The 19,304-nt window shown below is 52.0% G+C and carries 11 protein-coding genes; 2 read left to right on the forward strand and 9 right to left on the reverse strand.

The features are described 5' to 3' along the window. Nucleotides 1-20 precede the first annotated feature (20 nt). The 9 genes from C8N40_RS11580 to C8N40_RS11620 all read right to left on the reverse strand — a co-directional run bounded on the left by C8N40_RS11580 (nucleotide 21) and on the right by C8N40_RS11620 (nucleotide 15,963). Nucleotides 21-1,262, reverse strand: a complete 1,242-nt coding sequence (locus C8N40_RS11580; RefSeq protein ID WP_108211924.1) for an NRAMP family divalent metal transporter — start codon at nucleotides 1,260-1,262, stop codon at nucleotides 21-23. Beyond that, nucleotides 1,259-2,809: a PQQ-dependent sugar dehydrogenase gene (locus tag C8N40_RS11585; RefSeq protein ID WP_108211925.1), complete on the reverse strand. Its 1,551-nt coding sequence runs from the start codon at nucleotides 2,807-2,809 to the stop codon at nucleotides 1,259-1,261. The genes C8N40_RS11580 and C8N40_RS11585 overlap by 4 nt, the downstream gene beginning before the upstream one ends. After that, nucleotides 2,799-4,541 carry an FAD-dependent oxidoreductase gene (locus C8N40_RS11590; protein WP_108211926.1) on the reverse strand — a complete coding sequence of 581 codons (1,743 nt, stop codon included), beginning with the start codon at nucleotides 4,539-4,541 and terminating at the stop codon, nucleotides 2,799-2,801. Before C8N40_RS11590 ends, C8N40_RS11585 begins: the two co-directional genes overlap by 11 nt. 97 nt (nucleotides 4,542-4,638) lie before the next feature. Continuing rightward, a complete protein-coding gene (locus C8N40_RS11595) occupies nucleotides 4,639-6,282 on the reverse strand; it encodes a RagB/SusD family nutrient uptake outer membrane protein (RefSeq protein ID WP_170114082.1) in 1,644 nt (547 codons plus the stop codon). A 56-nt stretch (nucleotides 6,283-6,338) separates the two neighbouring features. Then, nucleotides 6,339-9,392 (reverse strand): SusC/RagA family TonB-linked outer membrane protein, encoded by a 3,054-nt coding sequence (locus C8N40_RS11600; protein ID WP_108211928.1) that lies wholly within the window; start codon nucleotides 9,390-9,392, stop codon nucleotides 6,339-6,341. A 73-nt stretch (nucleotides 9,393-9,465) separates the two neighbouring features. Beyond that, nucleotides 9,466-10,707: a sugar MFS transporter gene (locus C8N40_RS11605; protein ID WP_108211929.1), complete on the reverse strand. Its 1,242-nt coding sequence runs from the start codon at nucleotides 10,705-10,707 to the stop codon at nucleotides 9,466-9,468. A gap of 1 nt (nucleotide 10,708) precedes the next feature. After that, nucleotides 10,709-11,914: a n-acyl-d-glucosamine 2-epimerase gene (locus C8N40_RS11610; RefSeq protein ID WP_108211930.1), complete on the reverse strand. Its 1,206-nt coding sequence runs from the start codon at nucleotides 11,912-11,914 to the stop codon at nucleotides 10,709-10,711. Nucleotides 11,915-12,590: 676 nt separating this feature from the next. Then, entirely contained in the window at nucleotides 12,591-13,775 is a 1,185-nt protein-coding gene (locus tag C8N40_RS11615; protein ID WP_108211931.1) for a M20 metallopeptidase family protein, read from the reverse strand. A 37-nt stretch (nucleotides 13,776-13,812) separates the two neighbouring features. Then, a complete protein-coding gene (locus C8N40_RS11620; RefSeq protein WP_108211932.1) occupies nucleotides 13,813-15,963 on the reverse strand; it encodes a hypothetical protein in 2,151 nt (716 codons plus the stop codon). 438 nt (nucleotides 15,964-16,401) lie between these two features. Here C8N40_RS11620 and C8N40_RS11625 point away from each other — a divergent pair, with 438 nt between their 5' ends. Both C8N40_RS11625 and agaR read left to right on the forward strand, forming a co-directional pair. Beyond that, the gene (locus C8N40_RS11625) at nucleotides 16,402-18,375 is read left to right on the forward strand and encodes a ligand-binding sensor domain-containing protein (RefSeq protein ID WP_146173558.1); all 1,974 of its coding nucleotides are present in this window, start codon (nucleotides 16,402-16,404) and stop codon (nucleotides 18,373-18,375) included. Nucleotides 18,376-18,487: 112 nt separating this feature from the next. Further along, nucleotides 18,488-19,252 (forward strand): transcriptional repressor AgaR, encoded by a 765-nt coding sequence (agaR, locus tag C8N40_RS11630; protein ID WP_108211934.1) that lies wholly within the window; start codon nucleotides 18,488-18,490, stop codon nucleotides 19,250-19,252. Nucleotides 19,253-19,304 lie beyond the last annotated feature (52 nt).

Here is a 19,304-nt window from a genome sequence, read left to right on the forward strand (position 1 = left end):
ATACTCTGCCGCACAGGGCACTATTTCAACATGTCTATGGCGTTGCTTACGGCAAGGCCGATGAGGAGCAGCAAGCCCACGCCCCCGAAAATCTTAGTGGCTAAACTATTCCTGTGTGCTCCCATCACGGAGGCTTTGTTTGCGATCACATACATCGCCACTCCAATAAAGGGCACCAGAAAGATGGTCACGCTCTGGGCAAACACGATCAGCTCCAGGGGCAACTTGCCGAATAGGATCGCTATGGTGGCCCCTGCCACCATGACCAGGGCAATAAAAAGCTTCACCTGCCTGGAGTTCAGGTTGCTGCCATACCCTAAAGCGTCTCCCAATAAGGAACCTCCGACAGTGGCATTGCCTACCAGCGAGGAAAAGGAAGCGCCAAACAAACCGGCCAGAAATAAAGCAGAGGCGTTGCTGCCAAACAGAGGTTCCAGTGCCTTGGCCATTTGTGAGGCGCTGTCGACTTTTATACCCTGTGGGTGTAGTACAGCAGCGGCACAAATGAGCACCACCGCGCTCATCACACCCAAGATAAGGATCCCGGTGGTACTGCCGCCGGCTAAGTTGTCGTTTGCAGTTGATTTACGAAGCTTGGCGCGCTCCTGCACCAGGTAAGATTGATAGAAGGCGCCCACGATGGAAAAGCAGGAAGCCGTAAAGGCAATAATCAGCCCGGCTGATCCAGTGGGTACCGCCGGTATAAAACCATGGGCCACGCCTACCGCATCGGGATCCGCCATGAATAGCGTCGTGACGAAGGAGAACAGCATCAGGGCCACCAGAAAAATCATGAGCTTTTCCAGCATTTTATAAAAGGACCGGAAAAACAGAAGTCCGATGCCGAGCATATTAAAGACCACTACCCACAAAACCGGGCTGGTAGCTGTTCCTTCCGCAATGGCAATGCCTACGCCAATAGAGTTTCCTGCCTGGAAGGAGGTGGTCACCAAAAACACGCCTATACCTATGGCAATGGCCACCTTGCTACCCCACTGCTGCCGGATCAGGCTCAACAAAGAGCCTTTATTAACTGCCCCAATTCTGGCTCCCATGCCAGCGAAAATCACCATAAAAAAGATCGCCACGGCCACTACCCAAAGCAGGGAGTAGCCATAGTCTGCCCCCATCTTGGAGGTAATGGTCATTTTACTAGGACCAAACACCAGCGCTGCGGTGATAATACCAGGGCCAAGGGAGAGCAGCCACCTTTGTAAGGTGCTGCCACGTACGGGTTTCTGTTCTGTAACGGGAGCGGTCATTGCTTCTTTCTATAAGTTTTCACGTCGTCTATACTTACTGCAGAGGCATTATTGCCCCAACTGCTCCGGATATAGGTCAGGATGTTGGCCAGCTCTTCGTCTTTCAGGAAACTGAAGGCAGGCATAGCCTGGTCATACTTATTCCCCTTCACCACAATGGGGCCAGACAGACCATTAACCACAATATTCATCAAGGCGGCCTTGTCTCCGATTACCTGCTCTGCTCCCTGCAACGGCGGGAATGTACCGGCCACACCTGCTCCATCGTCTTTATGGCAGGAGGAGCAGTACTGGCTGTACAAGGTCGCTCCCGTCACCTCTGGGGTCACGGTTCCCCCGCCCTTTGCGTTAGCGGCAAGCAGCTGCGGCGGTACCTCTGAGGCTTTAACCTTTCGGATGAGCAGTATCCGGTCATCGTTTTCTTTGGGGAAGCCCGGAGAGGGGTTCCAGTCGCGGTTGCTGGTGGCTATATAAATATCACCCGTTGGCGAAACGCAGATATCCCGAAGCCTTCCGTATTCGTTCTCCCAGAAAACTTCCTCAGAGGTAATGGCTGTTCCGGCTGCGTTCAGCCTCAGTACCCGCAGGCTTTTGCCTTTCAGGGTGCCGAGCAGAATAGCGTTCTTCCACTCCGGAATGGCATCAGATTCGTACATCGCAATGCCGGCTGGCGCGATGGTCGGGGTCCACGATTTTAAGGGTTCTGTTCGCTTATACTTTGCCGCAATGGCCTTTTCTTCGTCCTTGTCATGGAAGCCTTCTATCTCGGGCCAGCCATAGTTCTGCAAGGGCTTCACCAGGTTGATCTCATCTTCAATCGCGTCGCCATGCTCGGAAGTATAAATTTGCCCACTAGAGGAAACGGCCAGGCCCTGCATGTTCCGAAAGCCCCACGCCAAGACGTAGCTTCCCTTGATCGGGTTATCAGCTGGCACGGAGCCGTCAATGTTTATCCGCAGGATCTTGCCATTTAAAGCAGTAGAGTCCTGCGCATAACCGCTTTTCACAGCATCGCCGGTGGCCCAGAGCACCTTGCCGTCTTTTGTAAATGCCACACGGGCTCCGTTGTGGCCGGTGTTGCCTTCTATCTGTAGTAGGGTCTTGGCATTGGTGAGCGTATCGCCTTTGTAAGTATACCGGACAAGCTTTGAGACGATGGTGCTGTCCCTGCCTTCCCGCGCGGTATAGTTTACAAACACATAGGGGTGGCGCTCCATGTCCGGGTGCAGGGCCATGCCCAGCAGCCCGGCTGTACGCTTGTGCCACACCTCGTCAATCTTAAGCAACTCGTGTTTCTCGCCGGTGCTCAAATCCAGCCTGCTCACTACGCCTTTCAGTTCCGTCATCCAGATGCTGCCATCGGCTCCCCAGGCAATGTCCCAAGGTACGTCCAGGCTATCGGCCACCACGCTCACGCCCAGCACAGAAGCACCCAGCTCATGCGTGGACTCGATTGGGTATTCTTTCTGGATCACGTCCTGGTCTTTGCTGCTGACGCAACCAGCCAGTGCTGCGAAAAAAAGGGCCGCAATTGCCTTATGCCTCATCGGAGGAAGTATTTTTTGACCATTCTGTTTCAATTCCCTGTGTCCGGATAAATTCCTGGAACTCCGCCAGCAGCGCCTTGTCTTCCCTCACTTTTCTCGGGATAACATTTTTGCTGCGGGCAAACTTGATGAGCATGCCCACCGACTCGCCGATGTTCCACTCCACCGGATGGAGGCGGAAACAGCCGTTGGTAATATGGGTGGTGCCGATGTTTTTGTTCGCTGGCAGCAGGTTCTCTATCCTTACCGGCAACAGCGCCCCAAGCGGAATCTGGAAGGGCAGGGAGGCAAAGTCCACATAGTTTACCTTGTCGGAGGTGGGGTGCAGGTCGATGTGGTAATAGCCTGTGCCCACGCTGTCATAAAAGTATGCGGAGGTGGTGCCGTTCTTCTTGCCAGCCACTTTCAGCCTGTTCTCTTTGCCTACGTGCTCTTCCAGCACGGTAAAAACGGCTTTGATTCTTCTGGACTCCCGGATGTATGGGTATTTTGCCATGCCATCCTCCGTGCCCATGATGTCCTTGCGCAGGCGCAGCCCTGGCCAGCCCTTGCCCCCATCCGGGCGGGGCGCCTCTGTCTGCAGCCAGTAGAAAAGCGACAGGCTCAGTTGCTTGGCGGCATCCACGTGCTTGTTGAAGTCTTTCTCCGAGACCCCGATCAGGTTGCCCAGCATGTAGTCGTTCTGCGGCCAGTTGACAATGGTGATGTCACCGGCGTAGGTACCTTCTTTGAAATTATTTTTGTTGATGATCCTGCGGTAGTTCCACAGGTTGAGCATATCCCCTGTCTTATGCCCTTCCGGGTGGAAACCCAGGTTCTTCGGCTTCAGGGTGCGTGGGTCTGAGTAGTGCAGGGCCAGCAGCTTACCAGCCCAGGCAGGTTGCAGGTCCGGAATGTGGTTGCTCCAGAAATCATAATCGCGTGGCTTCTCTATCACATGATTCTCCCCGGGCACATAATCCATGGCAAAGCAAACGGTGAAGGCCTGGTTGCTGTTCGGGTTTGCCTTTTCCGGGGCATGCAGCTCGCGTGTCTCTTTTCTGGACTCGGTACCGGTGACGAACTCTGTTCCGGTCAGCGGCAGCAGTTCTCCCAACTCAGTTGCGTCTACGAAGTATGGCGCCTTCAGTGTAATGGTTTTATTAGTACGCAGGCTCTTTGCGGTAAGCTCGCTTACCTTGTTGCCGCTCGCTTTGGCGTCAGTGATTTTATGCTCCAGCAGCAGCACTAGTTTGCCGGAGCTGATGTAAGGCGCCATCATGTCGTTGAACACGGCCACGGCTACGCGTGGCTCGTGGCACAGCCGCGATACGGCCCCATCTCCGGGGTTAAGGTTAGGCTTGTTTTTAGCCTCTTCCGTGAGCGGGTAGTGGCGTTTGTAGTATTCCCGGATGGCATTCCGGAAGTCGCGGTAAAACTGCGTTCCCCCATGCGATTCTATCCACTGGTGCTCATCGGGCGGTACGCCCTGGCTTGTAAGCTGTCCTCCTACCCAATCTGTTTCCTCCGTGAGTACAACCGTCTGGTTGTTGCGAAGGGAAGCCATGGCGGCGGCAAAGCCACCTAACCCGCCACCGGCCACCACCACATCTGCCGTCAGGGTTTCATCGCCATTCGGCGCAACCGCCTTTTTAACCTCTGCCAATGCCTTCTCCGGAAAAACAGTTAAAGAGGCAGCTGCCATAGCGCCTCCTGTAGCCGTGAGAATCTCAATAAAGTTTCTGCGTTTCATGTCTTGACTTTAAATTCTCCTGATGGAGTACATCTAAAAATAAAAACACAGGCGACCTGCGCGGGCCGAAGCCCGGCAGATCGCTGTGCAACCTATTCTACCAACCGTTATTCTGCGTGAGTTTTGAATTTATGTCTCGCTCTGCCTGCGGTACAGGCAACAACATGAGCTTCGGATCCCAGAACCGTGTTTCGCGGGTATAGCGCTGATCAAGCTGCCCGCTGTAGTCCGGAATACTATTCAGGTCATGCTCCGGCGTGGTCTTGAAGTTTGGGACCGGCGGCAGGTCGGTGCCGGACTTGGAAATTCCCACTACTTTGCCTGGCATCACCAGATGCGCGATTTCCCAGCGGCGGATGTCAAACCATCGGAAGCCTTCCACTGCCAGCTCTACCGTGCGCTCTCTTCGGATCAACTCGCGAAGCTCGTTCTGGTCGTTTTGAATAGCCTCCGGAACAAGTGGCTGTTTGGCCCTGCCCCGCACCTGGTTAATGGCGGCTATGGTGGCCTCGTCAATGGTGTTGGACTCGATAGAGGCCTCGGCATACGTTAACAGGATTTCGGCATAGCGCATGAGAATAAAGCTCACCCGCGACTGGAAGGCATTCTCATCTGTCATGGTATACTTTGACCACAGGTACCCTACCCCACTCTTGGCAGGGCCGAACGGGTTATCAAAGTCGGCGTTAGATTTCACCGTCCAGCTACCATCCGCGTTGCGGAAAGAAGTGGTGTTATTGTAGATGTCATAGACAAAGGTCACTAGATTCATGGTTACAGTGTCGCCCGGCATGGCTACCGTATACTTCAGCCGGAGGTCTCTGTTCTCCCTTGGCTTTTGCGGGTTATATACCGCAGACTCATCAATACGCTTTCCATCTTTTGCCTCAAACGCATCCACCAGGCGCTGTGCCGGGAACCTTCCGGATTGGCCGCCGGAAGCACGGGCGGCATTGCCCAGCGGCAGGTTTGTTCTGGAAGAAACCTCTGCGTCTGTGTAAAGTATTTCGAACATGATCTCGCCACCTGCATTTGGCTTTTGGCCGCTGCGCGTGAACAGGTCCTGGAATTTGGGGTTAAGCTGAAGGCCGGTATTGTCCATCACCTCTTTGGCAGCCGCTTTGGCAACGGTGTACTCCTTGTTGTAGAGGGCGGTACGCGCCTTTAAACCCATGGCCACCGCCCGACTGACACGGCCGCGTTCTGTAGGTGCCCAATTGAGCATGGCCCCGGCCTCATCCAGCTCTTTGTAAATAAAGGCGATGATCTCGGCCTTTGGCGTGCGCACCTGCGTCTTAAATTCTTCGGTTGTCAGCGTTTTAGTAATCAGGGGCGCGTCTCCGAACATGAACGCCAGGTAGTGGTAGGCCCATGCGCGCAAGATCCTCGTCTCGGCCTGCATGCGGTTGTAGGCAGCAGGAGGAATCTTGTCCTTGTGGGGCTCCATACCATCAAGAATGGTATTGGCACGCTGGATGGTGATATAGGCGTTTCTCCATAAGCTGGCCGGGTGCGAGTTATAGGTATCGAACGTGCCTTCCCCCAGGTCGTTGGCCCGTAGAATGGCCATGTCAGCCCAGGCGTCGGTGGCCGATTGGTATGGCACCAGGCCGAAGTCCCAGTTCACAGACCGGTACAAGGCGTTTAGCGATACGTTCACGGCCTTTTCGTTATTGAGAAAAGTACCCTGTGCAGGAGAGTCCAGTGGCTCTTTCTCCAGGAAACTTTCACACCCGCTCATGAAAGTTAAGGAAGCGCACAGACCTGCTATGTATAGAAATTTATTCTTCATCTCTCTTAGAAGCTTAGGTTAAATCCGGTAGTATAAGTCGTCATGATAGGGTAGAACTCACCGCCTGTATCCCGCTGCTCAGGATCGAACCCTGGGAAATAATTGCTCCAGGTAAACAGGTTCTGGCCGCTGACATAGAACCTGGCTGAGCCTACCTTGATCTTATCGGTCAGGGATTTAGGAATCGTGTAGCCAAGCACCACGTTCTTTAATCTCAGGAAGGAGCTTTCGCGCATCCAGAAAGAGGAGGTCACGTAGTTGTTGGTGATGCTGTTAGCCGTCAGGCGCGGATAGGCTGCATCTCTGTTTTCAGGAGTCCAGTAGTCTTTCTGGTGCTCGTAGATACTGCCCTGGAAGCTGGCCGAGTAGAACGGCTGCGTACCGGTGCCGGACAGGTAGTTGTCCATCTTGCCCACACCTTGGAAGAAAGCCGTTACGTCAAAGCCTTTAAACTGGGCCGACAGGTTCAGGCTATACTCATAGCGCGGGAAGTAGTTACCCAGTACGGCGCGGTCGTTGGCGTCGATTTTCTTGTCATTGTTGATATCCCGGTAGCGGATATCGCCCGGTTTGGTGTTGGCGAAATGGAACGGCGCGCTGGCTATCTCATCCTCTGACTGGAACAGGCCTTCCGCGATGTAGCCATAGTAGGAGTTATAAGCGTAGCCTTCTTTCGTGATGCGTGAACCCGAAATGTACTCGCGGCCACCCAGGTCCACGACTTCGTTTTTCACATCAGAAACGTTACCCGTTACCTGATAGGTGAAATCACCTACCGCGTCTTTCCAGCCCAGGCTCAGCTCCCAGCCCTTATTCGTCATCTTACCGATGTTTACATACGGGGCGTTCAGGCCTACATAGGATGGAATAAGGTCCAGCTGCAGCATGTTGTCAATGTCGCGCTTGAAATAATCGGCAGTAACACTCAGGCGGTTGTTAAAGAAAGCCAGGTCCAGGCCAGCATCCAGAATGATCGATCTTTCCCACTGTATGAACGGGTTGGCGGCTGTCGTCAGCGCATAACCGCTGTTGACAACATTGTTGAAGTAATAATCATAAGGCGTACCTTTTGCATAGGAAGTATAGGTCGGGTAGTAGGATCCTACGTTCTGGTTACCCAAAGCACCGTAAGATACCCGCAGCTTTGCCTCGTTCACGACGTTTGCCAAGTTACCCCAGAAGCTTTCGTTCGAGATTCTCCAGCCCGCGGACACGGATGGGAAGAGCTCCCACCAGTTCTCCTTGATAAACCTGGACGAAGCATCAAAACGGCCGTTCAGCTCCAGCAGGTATTTTTCATCGTAGTCGTAGTTAATGCGGCTATACACAGAGGCCATGCTGAACTCATATTCACCGCCTGCCAACGACTGCCCGGTGGCGTCGCCGGCACTCAGATATGGGAAGTCCTCCGAAATCAGGTTTTGCCGGAAGGCATCAATATTACTTGCCGAAAAACTCTCTGCGCTAAAGCCTGTCAGCAATTTCACGTTGTGCTTCCCTAGTGCCTTGGCGTAAGTACCCTGAAAGCGTACCAGGTCACGCTGCGATTCATCAAAGTTATCGAAGATGGCATTGAAGTTAGGCCATGGGCGGGCAAAGTCCAGCTTGTTGTTGGCTAAGTCAGGCACGTAGATATCGTATTGCCCCTGCAGCCTGCGGTTGCGGCTCGTGGCACGGTTAGAGCTGTAGTTGGCCAGTAACTCCAGATCATCAATAGGTCTGTAGGTAAGAGTTCCGCTGATGATCCGGCTGTTTGTGATGTACTTATCAAAACCACCATCTTCGGCCTGTGCAGCCGGGTTGGAGTTAGACCAGCCTTCGCCCCACTCACCGGTATTAAAACGCCCCGGAGCGGTGGCCGGCATGCCCAGCATATAGCGGATAATAGCCGTTGGCGAGGAGTTGCCTGGCCAGGTACGCTCGGAGTTATTGAGCACCAGGTCCATTGATGCAGTCAAACGTTTGCTTAACGACACGTCGGTGTTAAAGCGTAGGTCTGACCGCTTGAAACCTGTGTTAGCTGTTATGCCGTTCTGGTCCAGGTAACCACCTGAAGCAAAAACCTTGATCTTCTCTGTACCAGCAGAAACGTTGATGTTATGGTTATGCATCAAACCGTTATTGGTCAGCACCAGGTCTTTCCAATCGGTGTTGAACCTGGCAAAATTGTCAGGTCCCAGGCGCTCATACTCTTCGATCTGTTTCGTGAAGGCCGGCGGAAGCCCGCTGTTTACCTGGGCCACATCCCATAGTTTCATATGATCCAGGGCATTTACCTTCTCCGGCAGGTCAGTCGGCTGCTGTACCGCCACATACGAGCTCAGGTTTACCTTCACACCCTCGCTGCCTCGTTTCGTGGTGATGAGAATCACCCCGTTCGCTGCTCTGGAGCCATAGATGGCAGAGGCGGCAGCGTCTTTGAGCACGGATATACTTTCGATGCTGTTGGGGTCCACGGCGTCGAGGCTCATTTCAACGTTGTCCACCAGGATTAGGGGATTAGAGCCCGCATTAATGGAGCCAACGCCCCGGATGCTGATCCCGCCGCCGTCTCCCCCCGGCACACCGGACTGCTGCCGGACACTAACCCCGGGGGCGGTACCCTGCAGGGCCAGCGAGGTAGAGCCTACCTGGCGCTTGGTGAGTTCCTTGCCTTCCACCACAGCCACTGAACCGGTCAGGTTCACTTTCTTCTGGGTGCCGTAGCCTACCACGACTACTTCATTAAGCTTGTTGTCAGCCTCTGCCATCACCACGTCCAGCTCCGCAGCCCCCGTTACGGTGACCTCCTTGTTGGCAAAACCGATGTAGCTAAACACCAGCACATCGCCTTGTTTCGCCTGCGGCAAAGAGAACTGTCCGTCTATATTGGTGGAGGTTCCCCTGTCGGTGCCTTTCACCACCACAGTTACCCCCGGCAGCGGCACGCCTTTGCTATCCCGGACCTTGCCTTTTACTGCCTGGCCTTGCCCAAAGGCAACAGGCGGCAGCACAGCCATAAATAGAAAAAGAAGCCAGCAGTATTGCCATCTTTTTCCGGTTAGTATAAGTCTCATCATAATGATTTTGTTAGCAGGTGAGTTATTAGGTTTAGGTTAAGTCTAACTAAATGGCACTGACACCAGAGGTATTTTAAGGGCTCTGCCGCCGATACCCGTTCACGCCGTAAAACAGGATGTAGAGATAGCACCCCAGCGGCAGCATAAAGGAGATGAGCCAGGTGTAATGGTCTATCAAGAAACCCTGTGAAAATGAGACAATGGCTCCCCCGACAATTGCAGTTGACAGCAAACCGGAAGCCTTAGTGGTATATTTCCCCAAGCCCTCTACTGAAAGCGAGAAAATGATGGCAAACATGACAGAGTTACACAAGCCGACCGCAATCATAGACCACACGGCCAGGTTGCCTGTGGAACTCACAGAAAGGATAATCAGAAGTATGGCTGTAACAGCGCTGGCTGAAAGCACCACCTGCGGCCTGACTGTTTTCAGGACCAAGGAACCAAGCAGGCGCCCTACCAGCATACTTCCCCAGTAAAAGGCGACATAGTTGTTCGCTTCTCCCTCTGTAATGGTGAGCGTATCCGCTATGTAGTTGGTCAGAAAAGTACCGATGGATACTTCCGCCCCCACATAGCAAAAGATGGCCCACACCCCCAACTTCAGGTTACGGAAAGCGAAAATGCCCTTCCCCTCGCTTGCAGGGACCTCTGAAGCAGCCTCCGCCTTAATGGTGGGCAGGTTTAACCGCGATACGAAAATGGCGATGACAAGCAATAAGGCTGCTATCCCCAGGTAAGGGTATTTCACAGCATCGCTTGAGGTGCCCGCCTCCTGAAGGTTTGAGAGTATAAAGCTTGCCCCGAAAAGCGGCGCAACCGTGGTGCCAATGGAACCCACGCCCTGAATCAGGGTAAAACGGGAGGAGGCAGTGCGTGCCGGCCCTAACACGGTAATATAGGGGTTAGCCGCCACCTGCAGCAGAACAATCCCAATAGCCACGACAAACAGCGCCGCCAGGAACAGGTAATACTGGTGCATCACGGCAGCCGGAAAGAAAAGGGTGGCTCCCAGCGCCGCTATCGAAAAGCCTAGCACCATGCCCTTTTTATACCCTACGCGTTCCACAACTCTACCCGCCGGGATGGACATCACGCCATAGGTCAGGAAAAAGTAGAACTGCACTAAGGAGGATTGGGTGTAGGTTAAGGTAAAACCTTCTTTAAAATAAGGGACAAGCGTATCGTTGAGACAGGTGATGAACCCCATCATGAAATACAGGACGGCCAGGGAAACCAGGGCCGACGTATAGTTCGCTTTAACGCCTCTGGACTCTTCCTCTAAAACGACTTGCTGCACGGGTACGTTGGCCATACTATTTCTCTTGTAGCGTTAAACTCGTCTCTTTCTCCAAAATCGCTTCCAGGGTCATCCAGCATTGGTACAGCGCGCGGGGCACATGGAAGCACCCTTTCCACTTGCCGCCTTTTAGCGTCAAAAGCGGTTTTCCCTCCCTGTTCAGGTAGCCGTACCACTCACCGTTCTCAGGATCGGGAAAATGCCTCCAGGTATACTCGTGAAGTTTCTCAAACCACTCCCAGCAGCGCTCATCTCCTGTGTGGAGGTAGGCTTTCAACAGGCAGACCAGCGCCTCCGCATGCACCCACCACAGTTTCTGGTCCCACTCCAGTTGCTGTGTGGGATGCCCTTTGATGTCTTTGAAATATAGAATGCCGCCATGCTCTTTGTCCCAGCCGTATTCCAGCGCGCGCAGGGCGATCTCCTTTGTTTGGTCGATGAGTGTCTGATCGTTTAACCGCACGGCCTGGTCGGAGATAAACCACATCGCCTCCAGAATATGCCCCGGATTTACCAGCCGCCCTTCAAACGAATCGCAGAAGCTACCATCCTGGAACACATTCTCCAGGATAAGGCCGCTTTCCGGGTGGTAGAAGACTTCCATGACCTCATGGATGATTTCCCTGGTCAGGGTGTCCACAGTCTCTTTCCCTAGCAGGTGCTCCATCTCCAGCGACAGGTTGCAGAGAATCATGGGCAGGGAGAAGTTTTTCAGGGGACGAGTACCGGGGAAGGCCTTATTATAAATTCCTTTGGGGTTATCCCTTCTTTTTAAGATATTTTGAAAAGTGGCTACTGCGATGTCTGCGTAGATTTGGGCTGGCTTTGCCTTGTAAAGAGCGCCAAACCCAAGGGCGGCGAAGCAATCCGAGAAGATATTGTAGGGCTGTACCAGGGGCTGCCCTTCGCGATTCAGGGAGAAGTACCAGTTTCCCTCCGCGTCGCGCCCGTGCTGGATCAGAAACTCAGCGCCATGCAGGGCCGCATCCAGCCATTCCTGCTTTTGCTCCACTTTTGTATAAAGCATGGAGAACATCCATAACTGACGCCCCTGCAGCCACATGAATTTATCTGTGTCGAATACGTTGCCGGTCTTATCCAGGCAGGTAAAATAACCTCCACACTCTTTATCCAAGGAATTATTTAACCAAAATGGTATAACATCATTCAGTAAATTACTTTTATACAAATGACTATACTGTTGTAGTTGCTTTGCTTTCATACCCGGGAGAAGTAACATCTATTATTTATATGTTTAACCATTAATGTGCTACTCTGCCCAAATAAAAGCATAAGTGAGCAAGGCGATGTGCCAGCAAGGGCTAGCGCATCGTGTCAGGTAAATCCAAAAGGGAGCTATATAATTTTATAAGTATGCTACTTCAACCCTTCAGCAGCAACGCCCGGGCTTATGTCGTCCGGTTTTCTTATTGGCGCGTGGCTGCTGCGAAAGGTTATGCTTTCTCAGAGGATCCGATCTTCACCTAGCCAGACTTTTTCTGGCTATAAACTACTTGATTAGAGAAAGTATAATTTATGTACTGAGACCGACCCACTTCACAGAAGCAGACCAGTAATGATTTTTTACTTGAGAGGAAGTCCTTATTGCAACTCCAGCAAACTTACCAGACCATCAAAGGTGGAGTTATTTCAATAAGTAAGACAGTATATATCAGTTATACGTTACTATTGATTAAATATATTAAATTTATTTATTTAAATACAATACTTTCTTAATTTTTTTTAGCAAATCTGATTGGTTTATACTTTTAAGCATAAATCCTAAAGTACGGTGCACCAAGCTTTAATAACTTCTGCAAATAAAGACATGGCAAGTATATGATTAGCGAAAAATTAGAGTGCCCTCCCTGCTGCGGATGAAGAGCAAAGAGGGCATGCTAAATGTCCAGGCAATTTAAAGCGACAAACGCCATGAGGCCCACCCCAATCTCCAAGGCTGCTTCATCTACTTCAAAAGTGGGGGTATGCAAGGAAGAAATTATCCCTTTCTCCTCATTTCCAACCCCTAACATGTAAAAGCAGGCATCTGCCTGATGGGAGTAGTAGGAAAAATCCTCTGCGGCCATCCAGATGTCAACCTCGGTTACATTTTCCTGCCCGAGGTATTCGGCTGCAAATGCTCGGAATCTTGCTGTCGTTTGTTCTTCGTTTATCAGAAAGGGATAGCCCTGCAGAATTTTGAAATCGCAGGTCGCCCCCATACTTTCAGCAATTCCTTCCGCCATCTTCTTCATCCGCTCGTGGGCCTCTTTGCGCCAGGCCTCATCCATGGTCCGGAAAGTTCCTTCGATGTACACTTCATCCGGTATAATGTTAGTGGCGCCGTTGGCAATGACTTTACCGAAAGACAGCACTGTGGGCATCTGGGGATTGGCAACCCTGCTCACAATCTGCTGCAAACTCAGAATAATCTGCGAGGCGATTACGACCGGATCGATGTTCTGCTGCGGCTGCGCCCCATGCCCTCCTTTCCCTGTAATGGTGATATACAGCTCATCATTGGAGGCCATGAATTTCCCTGGCCGTACCCCTACTGTCCCGACAGGAAGTGAGGGCATGACATGTTGCCCGATCACGGTCATGGGCTTTGGCGACTCTAATACCCCTTCCTTGATCATCTGGGCTGCCCCACCCGGGATCTTTTCTTCGGCTGGCTGAAAAATCAGCTTAACGGTGCCTCCAAAACATGAGCGGAGCTGTTGCAGAATACTAGCTACCCCCAGCAAAGAAGAAGTATGCACATCGTGCCCGCAGGCATGCATCACGCCAGGTTGGGTTGATTTGTATGGAACCTCGTTTGCTTCTTTAATGGGCAGAGCATCCATATCGGCCCGTAAGGCGATAACGGCATCCGAAGGCTTCTCTCCTTTGATGAGCCCGACCACCCCGGTATTTGCCATGGCGCTCCACGGCACACCCAATTTATCGAGCGTCGCTTTGACAAAAGCCGAGGTGTTATACTCCTCAAAAGACAGCTCCGGGTTGGCGTGAAGGTGGCGCCGGAAAGCGACCACCTCCGGATGAATCTGCTTGGCCAGCTCCTGAATTCTCTCTTTTAGCATACTGCGGTCACGCATCTAAAGTATAAATCTGCAAGGCTTAGCGCTTTGCCTGCCCCTGCTGAGAGTTGAGCATTGCATCGATTGCCTTTTGGGCCTCTGTTTTAATGGTGGAGTTTTTGGAAATGTCCCAAAGGCTTTGCTTTTGCTGCTGCAGGGCCAGGGTGCTCACAATCCAGCTTTGGGTCCAGCCCGTAAGCGTACCCCAGGCGCCCCAGCCGGCATCAGCGTTGGAGGCCCAGTATTCCCAGCGGTTATAGTCGAAGGCCCGGAACCAGGCCCCATCCAAATCCTGGTGCTGGGTGCTGTTTACCTGAATGCGCACAAGGAAATCGGCGATTTTATCCACTGCCTCTTTATACTTGGCATCCCCGGTGGCAGCTGCAGCTTCATTCAGGGCGAAGAAGGCAAAATTTGTGGTGTATAGCATGTCTGCCACGGGGTCGCCGTTTACGGCAATAAGCGGCGCTTCGTGCTTGCCATAGTCGGCGTTGGACTTGGTGGCGCCAAACATGCCGTCACTGGCAGCACCCAGTTCTTCCCGGATGGCTCCGCTTTCATCCATGTTCTCGAGCAGCGTGCCGGCAATCAAGTCCAGCCACTGCCTGTGCTGCGGCGTATCCTCTACCCGCACCAGCCAGGCCAGCGGCAGGATCATCCTGGCTCTTTCCTGCTGAATGCCGTTGGTCCATTTCCAGTTCGGGTATTTTTCCATGGTAATGGCAATTGCTTTCTTAGACTGCTCCAGGAATGGGCGGTGGCCTGTTTTATCATACAGCCAGAGGTAGCAGGCCCACATCCAGGCCTCAAAGTGCGGGTGCGGGTATACCAGGTCGTTCTGCTGGATGGCCTCCAGGCCAGCTTTCAGCACATTAGCGTCTTCCAGGCGCTCTCCCCGGAAACCGTTTTTACCTGAGGTGCGGAAGTTAGCAATAATGGCTTCTGCGATATACTTATCCCAGTCACTCTGATTTAAACGGGCGGAAGCACCCAGGGCACCCAGAATAACGCGGGCATTGTCGTCACCATAGTATACGTGCGGATGGGTCGTGCTCCAACCCACCAGACCATAGCTGGCAGCGTTCGGATCGTTTCGGTTACCGGCCCGCAGGTTTGAGCTTTTGAAGATATAGTCCAGCAGGTTAGCCGCTACTTCTTTATGGTTGGCAGATGAGTCACCCAGTACGCTCAGGGCATAGGCCACTTCGGCATTACAGTCGGCCCGCATCCAGTACCGGTAAATCTGAGAACCATCGGCCTGAATTCGCGACAAGTGCCCTTCCAGCACGCCCAGGGAGCCGTTGCCCACCGGCAAGCTATGGTCCAGCGGCGGCCCCGCTACGTCGGTGCCGTCCCCCTGTCTTTCCAGGAACAGGCTCTCCCAGGAAGGATGCACGAAAAAGCGGCCTTTGTAAAACCAATCTATTCCTTTCTTGATGACAGTTTGGTAATCCTGAGAAGAGAGAGCCTCTTTTTTGGCGTGCATGGGCGCCACATGCAGGGGCCAGTTGTTGAATTCCCACTTCACGGAGGGGGACAGGTAACTGAAGATATGCTCCCACACCGGCCATACGTGGTCCAGGGGGCCAAACCGGGAAGTTAAGGCGTTGCTCAGGCGCGTGGTAGCCACCAGGTAGCGGCCATGCTGGTAAAGGAAGGGGGCATGCTGCACATCACTGATCCCGTACTGGGCGTTGTCGAAACCTGCTACCTTGGCCACGATCATCAGCGGCTTGGTTGCCATAGACTTCACCACATAGGCATTGTGAATGCCGATCAGATCCAGCGAATCAACGCCTTTGATGTTGCTCGTAGTGACAACAGCCCGTTCGAGCTGCGTTTTGACAGAATCCTTTTCTGTAAGCAGAGCTGATGAGGGTGCCGGGTACTCTACAAAAACCCGCAGCTTCTTCTTATTAATCAACTGCTCCACCTCTTTTGACAGGGAGAGGCGCTTCTCCGGATAGCCGTCCGCTATAAAAAGCACGCTCCCCCCCTTCTTGGCTGCTTTTACAGCCTCCAATGGGTTGGGGATAACCCGGTAAGCATACTTGTTCGCATCCAGGATACTGCTGATATCATTCGTTCCTTCAGCGCAGATAATGATGTCAGTCTTGATGCTTTGGCTCCGGGCTTGGTTCAGGAAAAGGAACAGGCTTATCAAAAGCAGGAATACAGTTGTTCTTTTCATTAGATGTATACTAAGGTGAAATATATTCTGAAGTATGGTACTAATGCGAAAAGCTTTTCATTTATTCCTGCCTTACTTCTTCCTCTTCTGCCATTCAATTATCCAAAGCCGAGTTAAAATCTTTGCTTATTTGTAATGAATAATAGAACAAAAAAGCTATTAAAACAAATATTTATTAAAATAAATTAAAAAGAATATCTACCTATTAAATTTTATAGCTATATTAGATATAGGTAAATCCCAATTAGGAATACCATTTATTCTTTGAAAAGAGGTAGCATCATTTGCAGTTTCTTCCCTCCGCATCATGAATAAGGCAACACCGAATTACAGGCACCTCCGGAAGCATAGTATAAGTATAATTGCGCCAGCCATTTAGCAGTAACTCAATGTATGGCAAGTCTCCCCTATATACCCATCATCCTTAAGTATACTTACATGGTTCAGAAACTCTACATCGCTTTGCTTACGCTGCTTCTTAGCTGGGGAGCGCACGCCCAGGAAAATGGCACTTTTAAGAACCTCGGCCCACAACTACACTCAGCCACCCTGCAGGGCTCTGCCTTTGTAGAAGGCAAAAACGGCAAAACCTATTTATATAGTGTCGTCAGGGGCCGCCCTGCCCATTTGGTGGGTTATGACTTAGCCACTAACGAGTTGGTTGCTGACCTGGAACTGGAGAACACCGACGGCTCCTGGGCCATTGTGGCGTCCACCGACGGCTTGCTCTACGTATCAAGCGCCCAGGGCTACCTATTTAAGCATACGCCCGGCACGCAGCAAATCGAAAACCTGGGAATCGTGCTGGAGGGAGAAAAGCTCGTTTGGGATGTAGTGGCCGGAAAAAACGGGGAAATTTACGGCGGCACCTATCCCGGCTGCCGGATTTTCCGCTATCACCCGAAAGATGGCTTTAAGGACGTGAGTCGGGGACCGGTGGTGGAGAACCAGCAGTACGCCCAGTTCCTGGCCTATGACAAGAACACCGATAAGTTGTTTGTGGCCGTGTACATCGGGGCCAACGTGGTGGAGATTGATCTGAAAACTGGCAAGAAAAGAGAGTTCCTGCCGGAACATTATCAAAAGAACGGTTCGATTTACAACCTGAAGCTGGTAAAGGAAAAAACCGGCACCAAGCTGTTGGTGTGGCTAAACAACAAAGGAGTTGGCAGGGAAACCTTGGTCTTCGACACCAAGACAGCCAAGTTGGAGGAAACACTGGGCACGATGGAGGTTAGAACGCTGCTGAAAGCCCCCCAAATGCCTACCGCGTATTATACCGTAGATACCAGCCTTTACAGCACGGAGCTTCGTGCAGACGCGTATGCCGCCTCCAGGCACCTCTTTAGTTTCAAGGGCAAAACCAAAGCCGCCCGCTGGAACAAGCGCGAAGTAGAATTATTTACCACCGAAGGCCAGTTAGTGAAGTATAACCCGGCAACAGGAAAATCTTCCACTGTCACGCTAAACATCCCCAAGCAGCCCATCGACATCCAAAGCATCTTCTATGGCCCGGACGACAGGGTATGGCTGAGCGGCTACCTGGCCGGCGGCAATGCCGCCTATGACCCAAAGTCGGGCAAGACAGTGGAATACTATGGCCTGATACAATCGGAGGGCATGGCCAAACAGGGAGACGATTTATACTTTGGCATTTACCCTTCGGCGCAGCTTTATAAGTATAACACCAAGGTTCCTTGGGACATGAGCCAAAACAACCCGCGGCTCATCAGGCAGATAGAGGGGCAATCCAGACCCTTCGCCATCCTAAGCGTGGATGCGCGCAAGAAAGTATATTTTGGCACGGTGCCTAATTACGGTATACTGGGTGGGGCCATCACTGAGTATAACACCGAAACAGACGAACTGCATACTTACACAGATGTTGTAAAAAACCAATCCCCGGTTAGCCTGACTTACTTGGATGGCAAGATCTGGGGAGGAACCAGTATTTCCGGGGGACTGGGCATTGCCCCAACCGAGAAAGAGGGCAAGCTTTTCTGCTGGGATCCGGACAAGAAAGAAACCGTTTTCGACATTACCCCGATACCAGGCATTATGGCGGTAACTGCCTTGATCAACGGGCCCGACGATAAGCTATGGGGGATGGCCGATGGCAACTTGTTTATCTTTGACCCCAATATTCGGCAGCTTGTAAAGCAAACCAAAGTATACGAGGTGCCCGCCAAACGCACCCACCTCTGGCGAGATGCTTTTCTGGTAGTGCATCCTTCCGGCAAAGTATACGGCACAGGCGGCCGAAAATTCTTCGCTGTTGATCCGCAGACCCTGGAGGTCAACGTCCTCCGGGAAGGCCTTGATCTGTTGACGATGGATGCGAACGGCATTTTATACTTCAGGCTCGGGGCCGACCTGTGGAGCTATACACCCGATGCAGCACTGAGCAAATAACCTGCTGCACTACTCATTTATTCCTTCGATAATTATTAGGTTTTCACTATGTCCGGTGCGAATTTAATGTTATTTTCATCTTCTTATTCCTTGTTTAAGCAAAGAGCACACTATGGTAAGTATAGCCGAAAGGCATCAGCAGATCATTGACAGACTGCAACAGGAAGGCAAAGTCAACGTGGCCGACCTATGCACCGACATGGACGTTTCCTCGGTCACTATCCGGAAAGACCTTAAGCTTCTGGAGGACAAAGGGTTGCTTTTTCGGACACATGGTGGTGCTACCCTGCACAACCCCTACACCATCGACCGCTCCGTAAACGAAAAGGAAAAGATACAGTCGAGCGAGAAGATGCGTATAGGCGCCACCGCCGCCAGGCTTTTAGAACCCAACGACTCCATCCTGATAGCGTCCGGCACCACGGTACTGGCACTAGCCAAAAACATTCAGCCGAAAGGAAGCCTGACTGTTATCACCTCGGCCCTGAACGTAGCTTTGGAGCTAATAAAACACCCGGACATAGAAGTGATCCAACTGGGCGGGTTGCTCCGGAAAAGCTCTTCGTCGGTTACCGGACCCTATGCGGAGGGCGTTCTGGAGGATTTTTCTTTCAGCAAGTTGTTTTTAGGAGTTGATGGGATAGACCTTGAATTTGGACTGACTACCACCAACGTGATGGAGGCGCACCTCAACCGGCAGATGATCAAAGTATCCCAGAAAACAATTCTCCTGGCCGACTCCACAAAATTCGGGAAAAGAGGTTTTGGCAAAATCTGTGGCTTTGAGGATATCGACCAGATTATCACAGACAAAGGCGTTTCTGACTATGTGGTAAGGGCCTTGGAGGGAATGGGTATTAAAGTCACGATTGTGTAAAAGTATAACAAGTATAAAAAGAGCCGCAGTAATGTGGCTCTTTTGTTAAGGC

The organism is Pontibacter mucosus, from assembly GCF_003054055.1.
Taxonomy (GTDB): Bacteria; Bacteroidota; Bacteroidia; order Cytophagales; family Hymenobacteraceae; genus Pontibacter; species Pontibacter mucosus.

Bases quoted from the DNA above. Each gene is read 5' to 3' on its own strand.
- C8N40_RS11580 (WP_108211924.1), bottom strand. From the start codon at position 1,262: ATGACCGCTCCCGTTACAGAACAGAAACCCGTACGTGGCAGCACCTTA.
- C8N40_RS11585 (WP_108211925.1), bottom strand. From the start codon at position 2,809: ATGAGGCATAAGGCAATTGCGGCCCTTTTTTTCGCAGCACTGGCTGGT.
- C8N40_RS11590 (WP_108211926.1), bottom strand. From the start codon at position 4,541: ATGAAACGCAGAAACTTTATTGAGATTCTCACGGCTACAGGAGGCGCT.
- C8N40_RS11595 (WP_170114082.1), bottom strand. From the start codon at position 6,282: ATGAGCGGGTGTGAAAGTTTCCTGGAGAAAGAGCCACTGGACTCTCCT.
- C8N40_RS11600 (WP_108211928.1), bottom strand. From the start codon at position 9,392: ATGATGAGACTTATACTAACCGGAAAAAGATGGCAATACTGCTGGCTT.
- C8N40_RS11605 (WP_108211929.1), bottom strand. From the start codon at position 10,707: ATGGCCAACGTACCCGTGCAGCAAGTCGTTTTAGAGGAAGAGTCCAGA.
- C8N40_RS11610 (WP_108211930.1), bottom strand. From the start codon at position 11,914: ATGAAAGCAAAGCAACTACAACAGTATAGTCATTTGTATAAAAGTAAT.
- C8N40_RS11615 (WP_108211931.1), bottom strand. From the start codon at position 13,775: ATGCTAAAAGAGAGAATTCAGGAGCTGGCCAAGCAGATTCATCCGGAG.
- C8N40_RS11620 (WP_108211932.1), bottom strand. From the start codon at position 15,963: ATGAAAAGAACAACTGTATTCCTGCTTTTGATAAGCCTGTTCCTTTTC.
- C8N40_RS11625 (WP_146173558.1), top strand. From the start codon at position 16,402: ATGGTTCAGAAACTCTACATCGCTTTGCTTACGCTGCTTCTTAGCTGG.
- agaR (WP_108211934.1), top strand. From the start codon at position 18,488: ATGGTAAGTATAGCCGAAAGGCATCAGCAGATCATTGACAGACTGCAA.